This window comes from Micromonospora sp. NPDC052213, from assembly GCF_040679695.1.
Taxonomy (GTDB): Bacteria; Actinomycetota; Actinomycetes; order Mycobacteriales; family Micromonosporaceae; genus Micromonospora.
On record NZ_JBFAVI010000071.1, the window covers coordinates 1 to 14,484 of the forward strand.

15 protein-coding genes and 1 pseudogene are annotated in these 14,484 nt (G+C 70.5%); 7 read left to right on the forward strand and 9 right to left on the reverse strand.

The genetic code is table 11. The annotated features are described in order from the left end of the window. Together AB0L34_RS18435 and AB0L34_RS18440 are read left to right on the forward strand one after the other, a co-directional pair. The coding region (locus AB0L34_RS18435) for an enolase C-terminal domain-like protein (RefSeq protein WP_363705594.1) at positions 1-1,103 on the forward strand (1,103 nt) is incomplete at its 5' end. A gap of 135 nt (positions 1,104-1,238) precedes the next feature. Then, on the forward strand, positions 1,239-1,682 hold the full coding sequence (locus AB0L34_RS18440) for a PPC domain-containing DNA-binding protein (RefSeq protein WP_363705595.1): 444 nt from the start codon (positions 1,239-1,241) through the stop codon (positions 1,680-1,682). A 5-nt stretch (positions 1,683-1,687) separates the two neighbouring features. Here the strand turns inward: AB0L34_RS18440 and AB0L34_RS18445 are convergent. After that, a pseudogene (locus AB0L34_RS18445) lies at positions 1,688-2,248 on the reverse strand (glycoside hydrolase family 15 protein); the annotation flags it as partial. 38 nt (positions 2,249-2,286) lie between these two features. Between AB0L34_RS18445 and AB0L34_RS18450 the strand changes: the two are divergent. Further along, positions 2,287-2,502: a hypothetical protein gene (locus AB0L34_RS18450; RefSeq protein ID WP_363705596.1), complete on the forward strand. Its 216-nt coding sequence runs from the start codon at positions 2,287-2,289 to the stop codon at positions 2,500-2,502. A 1,133-nt stretch (positions 2,503-3,635) separates the two neighbouring features. After that, positions 3,636-3,938, forward strand: a complete 303-nt coding sequence (locus tag AB0L34_RS18455) for a hypothetical protein (protein ID WP_363705597.1) — start codon at positions 3,636-3,638, stop codon at positions 3,936-3,938. A 433-nt stretch (positions 3,939-4,371) separates the two neighbouring features. On the opposite strand, the gene AB0L34_RS18460 is transcribed toward AB0L34_RS18455, so the two are convergent. From AB0L34_RS18460 to AB0L34_RS18480, 5 genes are all read right to left on the reverse strand, one after another. Continuing rightward, positions 4,372-5,766, reverse strand: coding sequence for a hypothetical protein (locus AB0L34_RS18460; protein WP_363705598.1), 1,395 nt, complete (start codon positions 5,764-5,766; stop codon positions 4,372-4,374). Continuing rightward, positions 5,763-6,266 carry a SigE family RNA polymerase sigma factor gene (locus AB0L34_RS18465; protein WP_363705599.1) on the reverse strand — a complete coding sequence of 168 codons (504 nt, stop codon included), beginning with the start codon at positions 6,264-6,266 and terminating at the stop codon, positions 5,763-5,765. Before AB0L34_RS18465 ends, AB0L34_RS18460 begins: the two co-directional genes overlap by 4 nt. Positions 6,267-6,709: 443 nt before the next feature. Beyond that, on the reverse strand, positions 6,710-7,222 hold the full coding sequence (locus AB0L34_RS18470) for a hypothetical protein (RefSeq protein ID WP_357456957.1): 513 nt from the start codon (positions 7,220-7,222) through the stop codon (positions 6,710-6,712). 187 nt (positions 7,223-7,409) lie between these two features. Continuing rightward, positions 7,410-7,823 carry a nuclear transport factor 2 family protein gene (locus tag AB0L34_RS18475; RefSeq protein WP_363705600.1) on the reverse strand — a complete coding sequence of 138 codons (414 nt, stop codon included), beginning with the start codon at positions 7,821-7,823 and terminating at the stop codon, positions 7,410-7,412. After that, positions 7,820-8,821 carry an NADP-dependent oxidoreductase gene (locus AB0L34_RS18480; protein ID WP_363705601.1) on the reverse strand — a complete coding sequence of 334 codons (1,002 nt, stop codon included), beginning with the start codon at positions 8,819-8,821 and terminating at the stop codon, positions 7,820-7,822. The genes AB0L34_RS18475 and AB0L34_RS18480 overlap by 4 nt, the downstream gene beginning before the upstream one ends. A 119-nt stretch (positions 8,822-8,940) precedes the next feature. Between AB0L34_RS18480 and AB0L34_RS18485 the strand changes: the two genes are divergently transcribed. Then, positions 8,941-9,939, forward strand: coding sequence for a helix-turn-helix domain-containing protein (locus AB0L34_RS18485; protein ID WP_363705602.1), 999 nt, complete (start codon positions 8,941-8,943; stop codon positions 9,937-9,939). A 133-nt stretch (positions 9,940-10,072) separates the two neighbouring features. Here the strand turns inward: AB0L34_RS18485 and AB0L34_RS18490 are convergent, their stop codons facing one another. Continuing rightward, entirely contained in the window at positions 10,073-10,906 is an 834-nt protein-coding gene (locus AB0L34_RS18490; RefSeq protein WP_363705603.1) for an NAD(P)H-binding protein, read from the reverse strand. An 88-nt stretch (positions 10,907-10,994) separates the two neighbouring features. On the opposite strand from AB0L34_RS18490, the gene AB0L34_RS18495 reads away from it, so the two are divergent. Further along, positions 10,995-12,002, forward strand: coding sequence for an AraC family transcriptional regulator (locus AB0L34_RS18495; RefSeq protein ID WP_363705604.1), 1,008 nt, complete (start codon positions 10,995-10,997; stop codon positions 12,000-12,002). A 40-nt stretch (positions 12,003-12,042) separates the two neighbouring features. Beyond that, on the forward strand, positions 12,043-12,816 hold the full coding sequence (locus tag AB0L34_RS18500; protein ID WP_363705605.1) for a hypothetical protein: 774 nt from the start codon (positions 12,043-12,045) through the stop codon (positions 12,814-12,816). A 95-nt stretch (positions 12,817-12,911) separates the two neighbouring features. Here AB0L34_RS18500 and AB0L34_RS18505 read toward each other — a convergent pair whose 3' ends face one another. Further along, positions 12,912-13,247: a YnfA family protein gene (locus AB0L34_RS18505; protein WP_363705606.1), complete on the reverse strand. Its 336-nt coding sequence runs from the start codon at positions 13,245-13,247 to the stop codon at positions 12,912-12,914. Positions 13,248-13,342: 95 nt separating this feature from the next. Then, on the reverse strand, positions 13,343-14,218 hold the full coding sequence (locus AB0L34_RS18510) for an alpha/beta hydrolase (RefSeq protein WP_363705607.1): 876 nt from the start codon (positions 14,216-14,218) through the stop codon (positions 13,343-13,345). Positions 14,219-14,484: the final 266 nt, after the last annotated feature.

A 14,484-nucleotide genomic window follows, 5' to 3' on the forward strand; every position in this document is an offset into this window, starting at 1 on the left:
CGCACCGCCGTCACCGCCCCCGGCGGCGGCTGAGCGCGGCGGCGTACCGGGTACCGACCGACGCGCCTGAGGGCGACGGCACCTTCGCCTGGGACAGCACCACCATGGTGCTGGTCCGCGCGGAGGCCGACGGTCAGGTGGGCACCGGCTGGACGTACGGGCCCGCGGCGGTGGTTCCGGTCGTCACGGACCTGCTCGCGCCCGTGGTGGCCGAACTCGACCCGGACGACGTACCGGCTGCGTGGTCGGCCATGCGGCGGCAGCTGAGAAACGCCGGACGGCCCGGAGTCGCCGGCTTGGCGCTCTCCGCAGCCGACTGCGCGATCTGGGACCTCAGGGCCCGCCGGCACGGCCTGCCGCTGGCCCGGCTGCTCGGCACTGCCCGCCGGCAGGTGCCGGTCTACGGCAGCGGCGGATTCACCACCTACGACGCCGAGCGGCAGCACCGGCAGCTCTCCGGCTGGGTACACGACGAGGGCATCCCACGGGTGAAGATCAAGATTGGCGAGTCCGGCGGCACCGACACGCCGCGGGATCTGGCCCGGATGGCGGCCGCCCGACGCGCCATCGGCGACGACGCCGAGTTGTACGTCGATGCGAACGGCGGGTACCAGCGCAAGCAGGCGGTACGGATGGCCCGGGCCGCGGCCGACCTCGACGTGCGCTGGTACGAGGAACCGGTCAGCTCGGACGACCTGGTCGGCCTCGGGCTGGTCCGCGACCAGGTGCTGCCCGACGTCGCGGCGGGGGAGTACGGCTTCGACCTCGTCTACTTCCATCGGATGGCCCCGTACGTCGACTGCCTGCAGATCGACGTCACCCGGTGCGGCGGCATCAGCGAATTCCTTCGGGCGGCGGCGGTGGCCGCCGCCTCGGGCCTGGAGGTGTCCGCGCACTGTGCGCCCCACCAGCACCTGGCCGTGGCGGCAGCGACGCCGAACCTGCGCCACATCGAGTGGTTCCACGACCACGTCCGGATCGAGGCGATGCTCTTCGACGGTGCGGTGTCCGCGGCGGGAGGCGGCGCCCCGGTGCCACTGGACCGGCCGGGCCACGGGCTGGAGCTGCGTGCCGCCGAGGCGGAGCGGTACCGGGTGGGCTGAGGCCGCGCCGGAGAGAGGAAAGGATGCGATGGACGCGACGAAGGCGGTGCCGCCCTGGCACACCAGTGGTCGCCCGACCGGTCGGGGCAGCACGGTGACCACCCTGCCGGCCGGCTGGCGGCGGGACGGTCGGCGATGAGGGCGCACGAGCTGCACCACCAGACCGGACGGGTCCTCGTGGTCGTCTGCGACAAGGGGGAGGAGGCGGTCGAGGCCGTGGGGGCGGCGCTGCGCGAGCATCGGATACACGCCGCCCGGGTGACCGCCGTCGGCGGTTTCGCCGACGCCGAGGTCGGGTGGTTCGACCGGGAGACCGGCGACTACCGACCGATCCCGGTACGCGAGCAGGTCGAGGTGCTCTCCCTGCTCGGCGACGTTGCCGAGCGGGGCGGAAAGCCGGCGCTGCACGTGCACGCGGTGCTCGGCCGCGCCGACGGCAGCACCGTGGGCGGGCACCTGCTCCGCGGCCGGGTCTGGCCGACACTGGAGGTGATGATCTCCGAGGTGGCGCCTGAGTTGGCCAAGCGGGTGGACCCGGAGACCGGGCTGGCACTCATCTCGGGCACGGGCGGCGGGTAGACCGCTCAGCCGGCCGATGGGCAGGGTTCCGCCCGACCCAGGGTTACCGCCGTCTCCAACATCAGCGCGTGCACGAACGCCTGGGGCAGGTTCGCGCGCAACTGCCGCTGCTGCACGTCGTACTCCTCGGTGAAGAGGCCCGCCGGGCCGCAGGCGGCCCGGCTACGCTCGAACCACCGGTTCGCCCCCACGATGTCGCCGGCCTGCCAGGCGGCCATCGCGGCCGCGAAACCGCAGAGCAGGAACGCTCCCTCGGCGTCCCCCAGCGGGCGGCTGTCGGGGCGGAACCGGTACAGGTATCCGTCGCATTCCAGCTCCGCCAGGATCGCCCGCCGGGTCGCCTCGGTCCGCGCGTCCCCTGCCGGCGCCGCGCCCCGAATGCCGGTGAAGAGCAACGCGGCGTCGACCCGCCCGTCGTCGTACGCCCGCTGCCAACGCCCGGACGGATGCTGCCCGTGGGCTGCCACGTCGGCGAGGATCGCATCGGCCAGGGCCAACCATCGTCCTGCCTGTCCGCCCGACGCGACCCCGGCCGCCGCGCGCAGCCCGGCCACACAGATCAGCCGGCGTGGTCCACCCAGTCTCGTGCGCTACGGTGCTCGCTGTGATCCGGCAAACCATGGCGGCCTCCGTGGATAAGACGAGCGAGGTCGAGGCGGCTGAGGTTTGGCTGAACGCCAACCGTGACGCTCTGACCTACGCCGAAGAGGAAGGTGGCTGCGGCTGCTGCGTCCGGGTGTGGAAGTTGGAGGGACCTGCCGAGGTTTTGGCGACAATTCCCTACGAGGTCTTGGCTTCCTCCGACTGGGATACGGCCTAGCCACTCCGCTTAGCCGCCGGGCGGGCGCGCGGCGGGTCGGAGGTCCAGAGAACGACGCGCCGTGCCAGCACGGTCTCCCGACGCTTGTCGGGCCTTGATCTTTGCGATGCAGGGGAGTGCGGGGCGTGCCCGTCGCGTGCCCGATGGGACGGGATCCTAGGGTCATCGGCGGTCAGGTCCTGGACGCGGCGGTCGGCATGGCGGCGCAGGTCAGGCCAGGTCGACACCCCGCGACTATCGACCGTGTCCATACTTCCTAAACCGTGTGGCTGTACAGCCATCCGTACAGCCAAGCCCGCTTGCGAGCGCCGACGCTGCCCGACAATGACGGACGGGCTGACCAGGGGCGAAGCCACCAGGGTCGGGCCGGCGGTGGCAGGGTCGCCACCCGACCAGCCATCCCTGATCTTCTTCTAAATCCCAGGCCGGTCGTGGCCGCCAGGTGCAGGCTTTGACAACCGACAACGAGGCTCGCGGCTACGACGAGCGGGGGCGAACAGTTGCGGTGATCCGGGAAGATCACCGACATGACAGAGGTCGACAAGGCGGTCGAACGGATCCGGGCGACGGGAGCATATCGGCTGCTGGTCGTCGGGTACCGCTGCCTGCTCGTCGGGCCGCTCATGATGGGTCTGACCATCGGCGCGATAGCGCTCTGGTCCCTGACGCCACCGCTGGTCTGGCTGCCGATCGCCATCACGTTTGGGACAGTGTTTGTCGGGGTGGCTGGGATATGGGTGGGGCTAGCGACTCTGTACGCCCGTCGACTCATGCCACGTGGTGGCACTGATCGACACGCAGCCTTGATGAGGACCCTGCGACGGGACGTGATGCCGCGAGCGAGGCGTGGCAGGTAACAGTCCGCATCTAGTCCGCAAGAGGTCGGCGGACAGCGGGGGAGCAGTGTGAGATGCCGAGAGGTGTTTCCGCTGCTAGACCATCATGCGACCAGGTCGGCGGGGCGGCCAGTTTGATCTCGTAATGCGTAGGTCGCTGATGCGGTCGCTTCCAGGTGATGCCGTGACGATCGCGAGAGAGGCTAGCCGACGCCGAGGGCGGGGCGATCGCTGCCGCGCCGCTACGTGGCTTGCCACCGAGTAGCAGGGCTCTGGCCAGTGCTGCATGATCAGCGCGTGGGCCAGCTGCCGGAAGATGTCAGGTCGTGTTACCGGTTCTTCGCGTTCTACCTCGCCAATGGCACGCTGTGCCTAGACCTCCTGGACGGGATTGACTACCGGCCTGCTCTGATGCAGTTCGGCTCGACGCTCGAACAGGTCATGGCGATCTTCTCCAACGTGCTCGACATCGACGAGCAGGGCCAGGTGACGAACGCAGGTGATGCCGAGTGGCGCGCCGCGCAGTACATCCGCCGCTACTGCGACCGGGAGTACACAGTCGAGCCGCCGTTCGAGGCTTGGGAGCTAGAACTGCCGTGACGAGGCTTGGCTGTACGGCCACCCCTACAGCCAAGCCGACCGACGGAGACAGTTAGGGGTCGACGCGAGGCGACAAGGCGAGCAGGTCAACGGCAGCCACCGACGCCAGCCGACAGCAGTCTTGATCTTTGCAAGGCAGGGGTAGGCGCTTACCCACGCTCGCGGACTGCCCTGCGGGCGGCCTCCGGCCGTCCTCGGGCGCCCGCAGCGCGTCATTCGAAAGTCAGCGGCTCGTCAGCGAACGCCGTACCGCGTGGTCCGACTCGATCTTGCTCGACGGCATGACCGATGCGTCTGACCACGCGGTACGGCACTTCATCACGCCGGCTGCTACGTCAGGTCACTTTCCCCCCGGCGGGGGTCGTCCATCCGCGAGCGTTTTCCGGCCAGGTGAAGGTCCGCCAAGTGCTACTCGGTCTTCCAGCCTCTGCGATCACGATGATCCCTCACCCTGCCCGCGCGCACGCCTGACATGCCGGTTGTCGAGCCAGAGTGCCAGCCCTTCGCGGCAGCGGTACGCCGCGATGCCGGTCACCAGGACGGTAATGAGGATGGTCCAGACCCAGAATCGTGGGCCCACCCCGTGGGGCGGGCTTGCGTCACGGGTGCGACCGCTGCGGATCACGTCGTCGGAAACGTCGATCGCGACGACGTCTTTTGGGGCGGTGAGCAGGGTGGTGGGATCGTTCGCGCCACGGGCGAGGGCCAGCACCCGCACAGTGCCGACGTTGCCGTACGCCAGTCGCTGATCCATTTCGAGGGGCGCGTCGAACGCGGCGGGAGCGTGGGGTGCGGGTTGGTAAGCGACGACCCGCGCACTCCCATCCACCGTCCAGCCCAGCAGCCGAATGGCGGTCACACCGGAGACGGCCGGCGTGTCCATCGCGCCGAGGTCTCTGCCCGTGGCCGGGTCGATCCGCCGTAGGCTCCAGCTGCTGCCGTCCCGCCGGGTGACCGTCAGCGTCTGGCCGTCGGTGCTCCAGGCGCCCTTGCCGGCCAGCTCCGTCTCGGGCGCGAGGGTGAACGAGGAGAGCCGCCGGCCGTCGAGGTCGGCGACGGAGACCGTCCGCCCGGTTTGGAAGGCGAGCCGTGCACCGTCCGGGGCGAATGCGACCGGGGACCCGTTCCCCTCGTAATCGTCGGCCAGCCGGGTCCGGCGGTCGTCGTCCAGCCAGATGATGCTCAGCACCTGCCGGTAGGCGCTGCGTTCCGGGTTGGCTGGCACAGTGTCTCGGACGACCAGCGCGCGCCCGTCCGGCGACCAGCCCGCCGGTTCGACCATGACGGTGCCGGAGACCCCGCTGGCCACGGTACGGCTGCGCCCGGTCACCAGGTCGACGATCTCCACTCGGGGACGCGTGTAGCCGACTGATCTGAAGGCGACCCGGCGACCGTCGGGAGACAGCACCGTGTCCTCGCCGGCTTGCGCCTCGATCTCCCCTTTGATGATCCGGTAGCGGTCGGCGTCCGCACCGACGACCGCGATGATGCTGCCCTCGTTGCCGTACATCAGGCGCGGGGCCTGACCGGTGAAGATCACCGAGGCGGGACCGGGGCGCGGTCGATCGGTGGCGTGCAGGCTGCCGAAGGGCGGCACGCCGACCCGGTCGGGCAGCGCGGCCTCAGCGCCGGCTGCCGGGTCGACGGCGGGGGCACCCGCCAGCGGCAGCACCGCCCCGACCAGCGCAACCAGCACCAGCGCCGCCACGGCCGCGAGCCTGGTACGGCGGCGGGAACGGCGGGCGGTGGCGAGCGCCCGGTCGTAGACCGGGTACACGGGAACGTCGGCCGCCGCAGTGTGCAGCGACTCGCGTAGTCGGGCGGTCATCGCGGGCTCCTCTCCGCCGCACGGTCGACCAGGTCGGGGGCGATGGCACGCAGCCGGCGTACCCCGTCGTGGCCGTGCCGCTTCACCGTGCCGACGGAGCAGCCCAGCACCTCGGCGACCTGCGTCTCGGTCAGGTCCTCGTAGAACCGCAGCACGACCACGGCGCGTTGGCGCGGGGTGAGCTGGCGCAGCGCGGCCGCCAGGGTGAGCCGCAGGGCGGTCGCGTCGGAGTGGTCGTCGCCGGGCCGGTCGGTGGGCTCCGGGTCCAGCCGTTCGGCGAGGCGGCGGCGCCGCCACCAGGAGACCTGCTGGTGGTACATCACCCGCCGCACGTACGAATCCGGGTCGCCGTCGCGGATGCGCCGCCAGTGCTGGTACGTCTTGGCCAGCGCGCTCTGCAGCAGATCCTCGGCGAGCTGGTGATCACCGGTGAGCAGATAGGCCGTCCGGGACAGCGCTGGTGAGCGGTGTGCCACGAACTCGTGGAACGTCTTGGTCATGCCCACCCCCTCGCCAGGTAAGACGCCTCCCGTCGCCGCGATGGTTGAGGCCGGGCACGGCGACAACATCGCACCGCCGCGCCTGACGCCGGTCAGCCGGTGAAACCGCCGTCCACGTCGACCACACGCTGGTCACACCCTCGCCGCCCAGCAAGGTTGGCCCGAACCGCACGGACTATCCACGGACTGATCCTGGATGACCTGTCTTGGACCTGGCCCATAGCAGGTCATAGGCCCAGCACGGGCGTTAGCCGTACTCCATTCCGTGTATCGCTGGCGCGTGGACCTCCGACTCGGCGTTGGTCCAACTGCTCCGGGCGCTGGACAACCGCGCGCCTCGCGACGTCGTTGCCAGCAGCGTGCCAGTAATGGGTGTCTCAGACGGTCAGCAGCGGTCATGATCGGGCAGCAGTAACTCCAGACGACCTGGCGATCCCGACAGATCACGACAGCCGAGAACGATCTTCCAAACTGGCGCTCGCACCGTCGTACCGGTACGGGGCGTACTGGATGCCGCGCGACCAACGCTGCCAGAAGGGTAGCGGCAGGCAACCGGCTGGCGCTTTGCCTCCGATCTCGGTCTCCACGGCTCCATCGGCGAGCGTGACCGAGATGGCCGAGCGACCCGGAGCGAACACCTCCCGAACCCTGCCGGCGATCACTGAGCGAGCGATGTCTTCGAGCAGGGCGACGTCTTCGGGGCCGGCTCCCAGTTCCCATCGGCCGCCATAGTTGCCGACCTGCAGGATGAGTTCATGGGAGAAGTCCGCCCATCCGAAGGCGCGAGCATCGCGGTTACATGGTGTGACGTCGACCGATATCCCGCCCTTGATGCCGACGACCTCCACAGTCGCCACCCCAACCAACTCCCTTGCCAACTGCCTCGCGATTTTCAGAGTTGGTGTCCGGGGCGGCTGGTCGGTGTCGGGTTCGTCCTGGCTGTGCTCATCGGTCACGCCGTCAGTCTGCCAAGCCATCAGGGTAAGGAGCGTGTACCGGATCGCTACCGGGCTGCGTCGGTCGTACGGCGGCACGGTTCTCGCTGCTCGGCAACGGGTGGTGAGGCACAGCGTGCGGTGATCGGGATCCGGACAGTCGGTTCCGATCACCGCACGGCTCAACCGTGGTCAGCTCGTCCGCGGCTCACGCGGCGAACGCGGCGTCGATCGCATAGGTGTCTTCGTACATGTGATAGGTCGTGATCTTGCCGTTCTTGACACCGATGTGCAGCGCGAAGTGGTTGGTGAACGTCTTCCCCGTGGCGAGGACCTCGAACTTGTTGTGCCCGAGCACGACCGCGTTCTCCCCGTCGACGACCGTCGCCGTGACGTTGTACTCCTGAGCCGGTCCGAGTACGCGTCCGAACGAGCCGAAGAAGTCCGGCAGCTCGGCCGGGGTGGAGCGCTGCCCGGACCAGGGGATGTTGGGGGTCCCGCTGACCGCGAAGTCGAACGTGTCGGCGAAGAGGTCGACGAGTCCGGGTACATCACCGGCGCCGAATCGCGCGAAGAAGGATTCGACGACGGCGGCCGTGCTGGGAGGTGTCGCGTTGCTCATGCGGATGGAACTCCTCTGTGAGTGACGTGGTTGGGGCAGCGTCGCGTGCGAGGGCGGGCCTCAGGCGAGACGGAGAGGACGATCTTCCCGGTGGTGCTGTTGGTCCCGCCGCGCTCGTGGGCCTGAGCCGCCTCCCTCAACGGGAAAGTGGTGTCGACGAGTGGCCGCAGTTGCCCACGAGCGACGAGATCCGCGACCGCCTTCATGCCCGCATGGTCGGGCTCGACGAGGATTCGGGTGGCGCGGACGTCGAGTTCCTCGGCAAGGTCGGCGGGGAAGTCGGGGGCCATGGGCAGAAGCGAGATGAGGATCCCGCCCCTGCGCAGGGTCCGGAGTGAGCGCGGGGTGTAGTCCCCGCCGACGGTGTCGAGCACGACATCGATCTCTCGGAGGACGCCGAAGTCCTCCGTCGTGTAGTCGATCAACTCGTCCGCGCCCAGCCCGCGAAGAAGGTCGTGCTTGCCGGCACTCGCGGTGCCGACGACCCATGCGCCGCGCGCCTTGGCGATCTGCACCGCCAGGTGCCCGACTCCGCCGGCGGCGGCATGGACGAGGACGCGCTGACCCGGCTGGACGTCGGCGGTGTCGACGAGAGCCTGCCACGCGGTCAGGGACGCCAGCGGCAACGCCGCGGCGGTCGTGTGGTCGATGTTTGTCGGTTTACGGCAGAAGTGCCGGGCGGGGGCGGTCACGAACTCCGCGTACGCGCCCGCCGGATGCGGGAAGCGCGGCATGCCGAACACCTCGTCGCCCGGCGCGAACAGGGTCACCCCGGGCCCCACCTCTTCGACCACACCGGAGACGTCGAAGCCCAGGACGAACGGAGGGAGCGTGCCGGTGGCGAACTGGCCGCGAGCGCGGGTCTTCCAGTCGGTGGGGTTCACCCCTGCGGCGTGGACGCGGACGAGGACCTCGCCGAGTGTGGGGACCGGACGCTGCGTCTCGATGATCTTCAGGACGTCGGGTGCACCGGCCGCGTCTTGGCTGACGGCGAGCATCCGGTCGGGCGCTCGCCCCGAGCTGGTTGTCACTGTGCTCCTCACCTGTCGTGTCGGCCGCATCAGGGGGCCGCGCCCGTCCAGCATCTCCGGAGGGGCAGGGCCGCTACAGTGGCCAGATGGACAACATGTGTCAGGATCTGGTCATGCATCGCGTCGTTGTGCTCGCGCTTCCCGGCGTCGTCCCGTTCGAGCTGGCCATCCCCTCGCGGCTCTTCGGCGCCGCCCTCGGTTCCGACGGCAAGCCGCTGTACTCGGTGACCACCTGCTCGCTCGATGGCGGCCCCATAGACACCTCGGCCGACTTCGCGATCGCCGTGGATCACGACCACACGGCGCTGGCCCAGGCGGACACCGTGGTGATCCCTCCCTCGGCGAGCGGGCGGGAGTGGGGCGAACAGAAGGCGCTTCCTGCGCCGCTGCGTGACGCGCTGGGGCTTGTCCGCCCCGGCGCGCGCGTCATGGCGATCTGCACGGGTTCGTTCGTCCTGGCGGCGGCGGGCATCCTCGACGGACGCCGGGTGACCACTCACTGGCGTGAGTCCGACCGCCTTCAGGGCCTCTACCCGGACCTCGTCGTCGATGCCGACGTTCTCTTCATCGACGACGGCAACGTTCTCACCTCGGCAGGCGTCTCGGCGGGAATCGATCTGTGTCTGCACGTGATCCGACGGGACCACGGCAGTGAGATCGCCAATGAGGCGGCCCGTTCCTGCGTCGTCCCACCCTGGCGCGACGGAGGCCAGGCCCAGTACATCCGGCGGCCCGTGGTCGAAGCGGACTCGACGACGACGGCACCGGCCCGAGCGTGGGCACTCGAACATCTTGATCGCCCGCTGGTCCTGGCGGAGCTTGCCGCCCGGTCGAACATGAGCGTGCGGACATTCAGCAGGCGGTTCCAGGACGAAGTGGGGGTGAGCCCGATGACCTGGCTCACCCAGCAGCGGGTCGAACGCGCCCGGGAACTGCTCGAGAGCACGGACCTGACGGTGGACAGGATCGCGGAGCAGGCCGGGTTCGGATCGGGTGGTTCGCTCCGGCAGCACCTGTTGGCCGCCACCGGGGTGTCGCCTCGTGCGTATCGGCGAACGTTCCGCGCGGCGCCGGTGGGCGACTAGCGGGCACGACAACCTGTCCTGCCGGCTTCCGGGTGTCGTCGACAGGAGGCAGCCCGGGATCGCCGTGTAGACGGGCGTCGTCCAACGGGCGATCCCGGGCTGCCGTACCAGATCGGCTGCTGTCCCGGCTGCGTCACGACCATGCGCCGGCCGCGGCAGCCCTCGCGGCGTAGGTGTCGAAGTCGATCGGGTCGCGGCCGAGGAGTCGCCGCACCGCGTCGGTCGGCTCGGCGAGATACCCGGCGCGCATCCCCGCGAACATGGCGTTGAGCGCCGTCGCGTCGGCCGTCGAGTAACCCTCGGCGAGCAGTTCGGTCCGGTACTCCTCCGGCGTCAACTCCACGTACCGGATGGATCGGCCGGCCGCCGTGGCGATCGTCGTCACCGCCTCGGCGAAGGTGAGCGCGTGGCGGCCCGACAGCTCGTACACCTGCCCGTGATGGCCGTCCTCGGTCAGCAGGGCCGCGGCGACGTCGGCGACGTCCTGGGCGTCGATGAAGGGCTCCGGCGTGGCGCCCATCGGCAGGGCCAGGCGGCCGTCGGCCAGCGGCTGGCGCCACAGGTCCTCGTCGAAGTTCTGGTTGAAGTTGTTCGGGCGGATGATCGTCCACTCCGCGCCGGAGCCGCGCACGGCCTGCTCCGCGGCCACCATGCTCGGCGAGAAATCCCCGTCGATCTTGTCGATTCCGCGTCCGGAGAGCGCCACGAACCGGCCGACGCCTGCCTTCACCGCCCGCGACACGAAGTCGTCAGCCGTCTCGGGGTCCGCCGGAGCGATGAGATAGACCGCCGACGCTCCCTCCACGGCCGGCCGCCAGGTGGTCGGCTGCGTCCAGTCGAATCGCACCTCGCCCGAGCGGGAAGCCGCCCGTACGCGCGCGCCCGCCGCCCGCAGCGCGCGCACCAGCCGGCGTCCGGTCTTCCCGCTTCCCCCGATGACGAGGATCTCGTTCGTTTCTTTCGTCATGGCCACGAGTCAACCGGCCCGGCCGCCGGCCGGACATGGCTGGTCGTACGCCGGGCATGTGTGATCGTCCGCGCCCTATCGTGAAGGAATGGACCCGTTCGACAGTCTGCTGCGGGACGTACGCGCGGAGGGTGCCGCCTTCGGCCGGTCGGTGCTGTCACCGTCGTGGGCGCTGCGGTTCACCGACGGCGCGCCCCTGACGCTCTGCGTGCCGCTGCGCGGCGAGGGCTGGATCGTCCACCCGGAGAGCGACAAGCCACTTCTGGTACGGGTCGGCGAGGCCGTCGTGGTGCGGGGACCGGAACCGTTCGTCTTCTCCGCCGAGCCCCGGTCGAGCTTCCGGCCGGACGAGCTGCGGGACGTCAGCTGTGGCCAGTCGCTGGTGGCCCAGCCACCGGACACCGGCCCGGCCGAGCAGACGGTGCTGCTGGCCGGGGCGTACCACGTCCGGAGCCAGGCGCCGCAGCGGCTGCTCGGAGTGCTCCCGCCGGTGCTGGTCGTACCGGATGAGCACGACTGTTCATCGCTGCGCGACTATCTGGACTTCCAGCTCGGCGGGTGCCGCCCGGGTCGGCAGATCGTGCTGGACCGGCTGCTGGACTGGCTGCTGGTCTGCACGATCCGGGACTGGTTCGACCAGCCGGGCGCCGAGGCACCCCGTTGGTACCGGGCGCTGAGCGACGCCACGGTGGGCCCGGCGCTGCGCGCCATGCACGACGCCCCGGGTGAGCCGTGGACGCTCGCCTCCCTGGCCGCCCGGGCCGGGGTGTCCCGCACGACGCTGGCCAAACGGTTCACCGAACTGGTGGGTGAGCCACCGTTGACCTACCTGACCGACTGGCGAATGACACTCGCCGCCGACATGCTGGCCGAGACCACCGAGACGGTCGCCGCCGTGGCGCGCCGGCTCGGGTACGCGGACGCCTTCGGCTTCAGCGCGGCCTTCAAGCGGATCCACGGCGTGAGCCCCGGCAAACATCGGACGCTCACACGATTCCCGGCGCCGAGCGGTGAGCCGCCCCCGGGACAGGTCCCTCGACAAACCTCTCCCGCTGGCGGGCACGACCAGCCGCTGACCAGCCCACCACGCCGCTGACCCCGTTCCGGATTCCGCTCATGCGATCCCTATAGTTCTGGTGGTGGCGACTCCACCAGCGTTGCAAGAGTCATTGCGCGATCCGGTGTTCTGGGCGCGGTACACCTTCGCCCACGAGGAGGGACCCGGGGCGGATCGGCTCGGTGACCTCGAAGACCTGCTGGACGATGACGATGACGATGACGACGATGCGGATGAGGATTCCGACGACTCGTCGCTCGACGTGGCCTTCGAGGTCGGCGACGGTCACCATGTCGTCCTGAGCATGGACGCCTCGATCGACTCCTACAGCCTGGAGGTCACCACCCCTGACTCGGCCGAGCCGGCCGAGCTCGGATGGGACGATCTCGCACACTGGCACCCGTACGCGTTGCGCTGGTCCGAACTCGACCTGATCTGCCGGGCGATCGCCGCGCGGGATCCGCAGCTGCAGCACCCCGGGGCGCCGTTGGCCCTGCTGTGCCGATTCGCCGCCGTCTTTGACGATGACGACGTGGACCAGGCCGTCGCCGCCGTCGACGAGGCGTACGCCGCACTGCGCCCGCCGCAGTGGGAGGGCTACTGGCCGTGCGGCGCCGACTGGCTCGAACGCGCCGACTTCCGTGGTCAGAACGTCATCTGGCAGCGGGACGAGGCCGGCAACCTGTGGGCCCGTCAGGACGACCGCCACGACGAACCCTTCTACAGCACCCGGCTGGGGCCGGACACCGGCACGGGCGAGGGGTTCCCCCACGCGCCGCTCCGGGCCGTGCTGGAGGCTGCCACGGCGACGGTGGGTGACGCGCGGCCCGACGGTGCCGGACGCACCCCTTGATCCACCCGGTCACGGGTAGGGGCCGGGCGGGTGCCGACGGTCGCGGGTAGCGACTCCTGGTTCCGCTTTACGGTCGGGTTGCGGAGGGCCAGGGATCAGCCGTTGCGAGGGGCGTACATGATGACGGCGACGCCGACGAGGCAGATGGCTGCGCCGATGATGTCGTAGCGGTCGGGGCGGAACTTGTCGACGACCATGCCCCAGGCGAGGGAGCCGGCGACGAAGACGCCGCCGTAGGCGGCGAGGACGCGGCCGAAGTTCGGGTCGGGTTGGAAGGTGGCGACGAAGCCGTAGAACCCGAGCGCGATGATTCCGGCCGCGATCCACAGCAGCCCTCGGTGCTCTCGCCAGCCCTGCCACACCAGCCACGCGCCACCGATCTCGGCGAGCGCGGCGAGCAGGAACAGCAGGATCGAGCGGGCGACCGTCATGCGTCGGAACCTAGCGGAAGCACCGCCCGGTCAGCAGGACGACCCACTCCGCCGAGCCGGCCGGGCGGGGGTGCGGCGTGCGGCCGCGCGGGTGGTCAGGGATGGACCCGCCCGAGGAAGTCGCGTACGAGTGGGACCACCTCGTCGAGGTGCGTCTCCAGCAGCCAGTGCCCGCCCTCGAGCAGGTGCAGTTCCGCGTCGGGCAGGTCGCGCAGATAGGCGCGCGCGGCGCCCTCGGGCATGTAGCCGTCGTGCGGTCCCCAGACGATCAGCGTCGGCGGCCGGTGGTCGCGCAGGTACGCCTGCTGCCGGGGGAACCAGGCGACGGTGCTGCGCTGGTCGGCGAGGAGGCGGACCAGATTGGCGCGGCGCTGCGGGGTGGCGGCGGAAGCCGCGGCGAGCCGCCACAGGTCGGGGCTCACCCGGTCCCTGAGCCGGTCGGGCAGTTCGCCCAGGAACTCGCTGCGGAAGCCCTCCTCGCCGACCGCCGCGGCGAGGCGCTCCCGGCCCTCGTCGGTGGGGTTGCGCCAGAACTGCTTGAGCGGCTCGTACTTGGGGCCGTGCTGGTCGGGATAGATGTCGCCGTTCTGGACGACCAGGCCGGCGACCCGTTCCGGGGCGGACATCGCGAGGCGCAGCCCGAACTGGCTGCCGTAGTCCTGGAGGTAGATGACGTACCGGGTCAGGCGCAGCGTCTCGGCGAACCGGCGGAGCAGTTCGGCGTGGGCGTCGAAGGTGTACGCGAACCGGGCCGGGTCGGGTGCGTCGCTGTATCCGAAGCCGGGCTGGTCGGGCGCGATCGCCCGCCACCTGTCGCCGAGGGCGGGCAGGAGGTGACGGAACTGGAACGACGACGCGGGATAGCCGTGCGGCAGCAGCACCACCGGGGCGTCCGCCGGCCCGGCCTCCCGGTAGAAGATCGTGATCCCGTCGACGTCGACGGTCCTGTGGTGCACGGCGGCGTGGCCCACCATCGTCTCCTCACCGGGCGGTACGGGCGGCTCCTCTGACGGTGCCAGAAAACGATCCCGCGCGCAGGCGAGCCGGTGTCGGTAGGGCGCCGGGTCGCCGTGGCGCTCGCGGGAGGCGCTCCGGTGGCCGGTGCGGAGGTGGCGGGCAGGGTCCCGCCGGCGAGCGCGGTGACGACGGCGGGATCCGACGTGGCACAGGGCCTCCACCAGTGGGGGCGGGGACGGGGCGCGACATGGCCGGGCGGTACGGCCCGCAGCACAGTCTT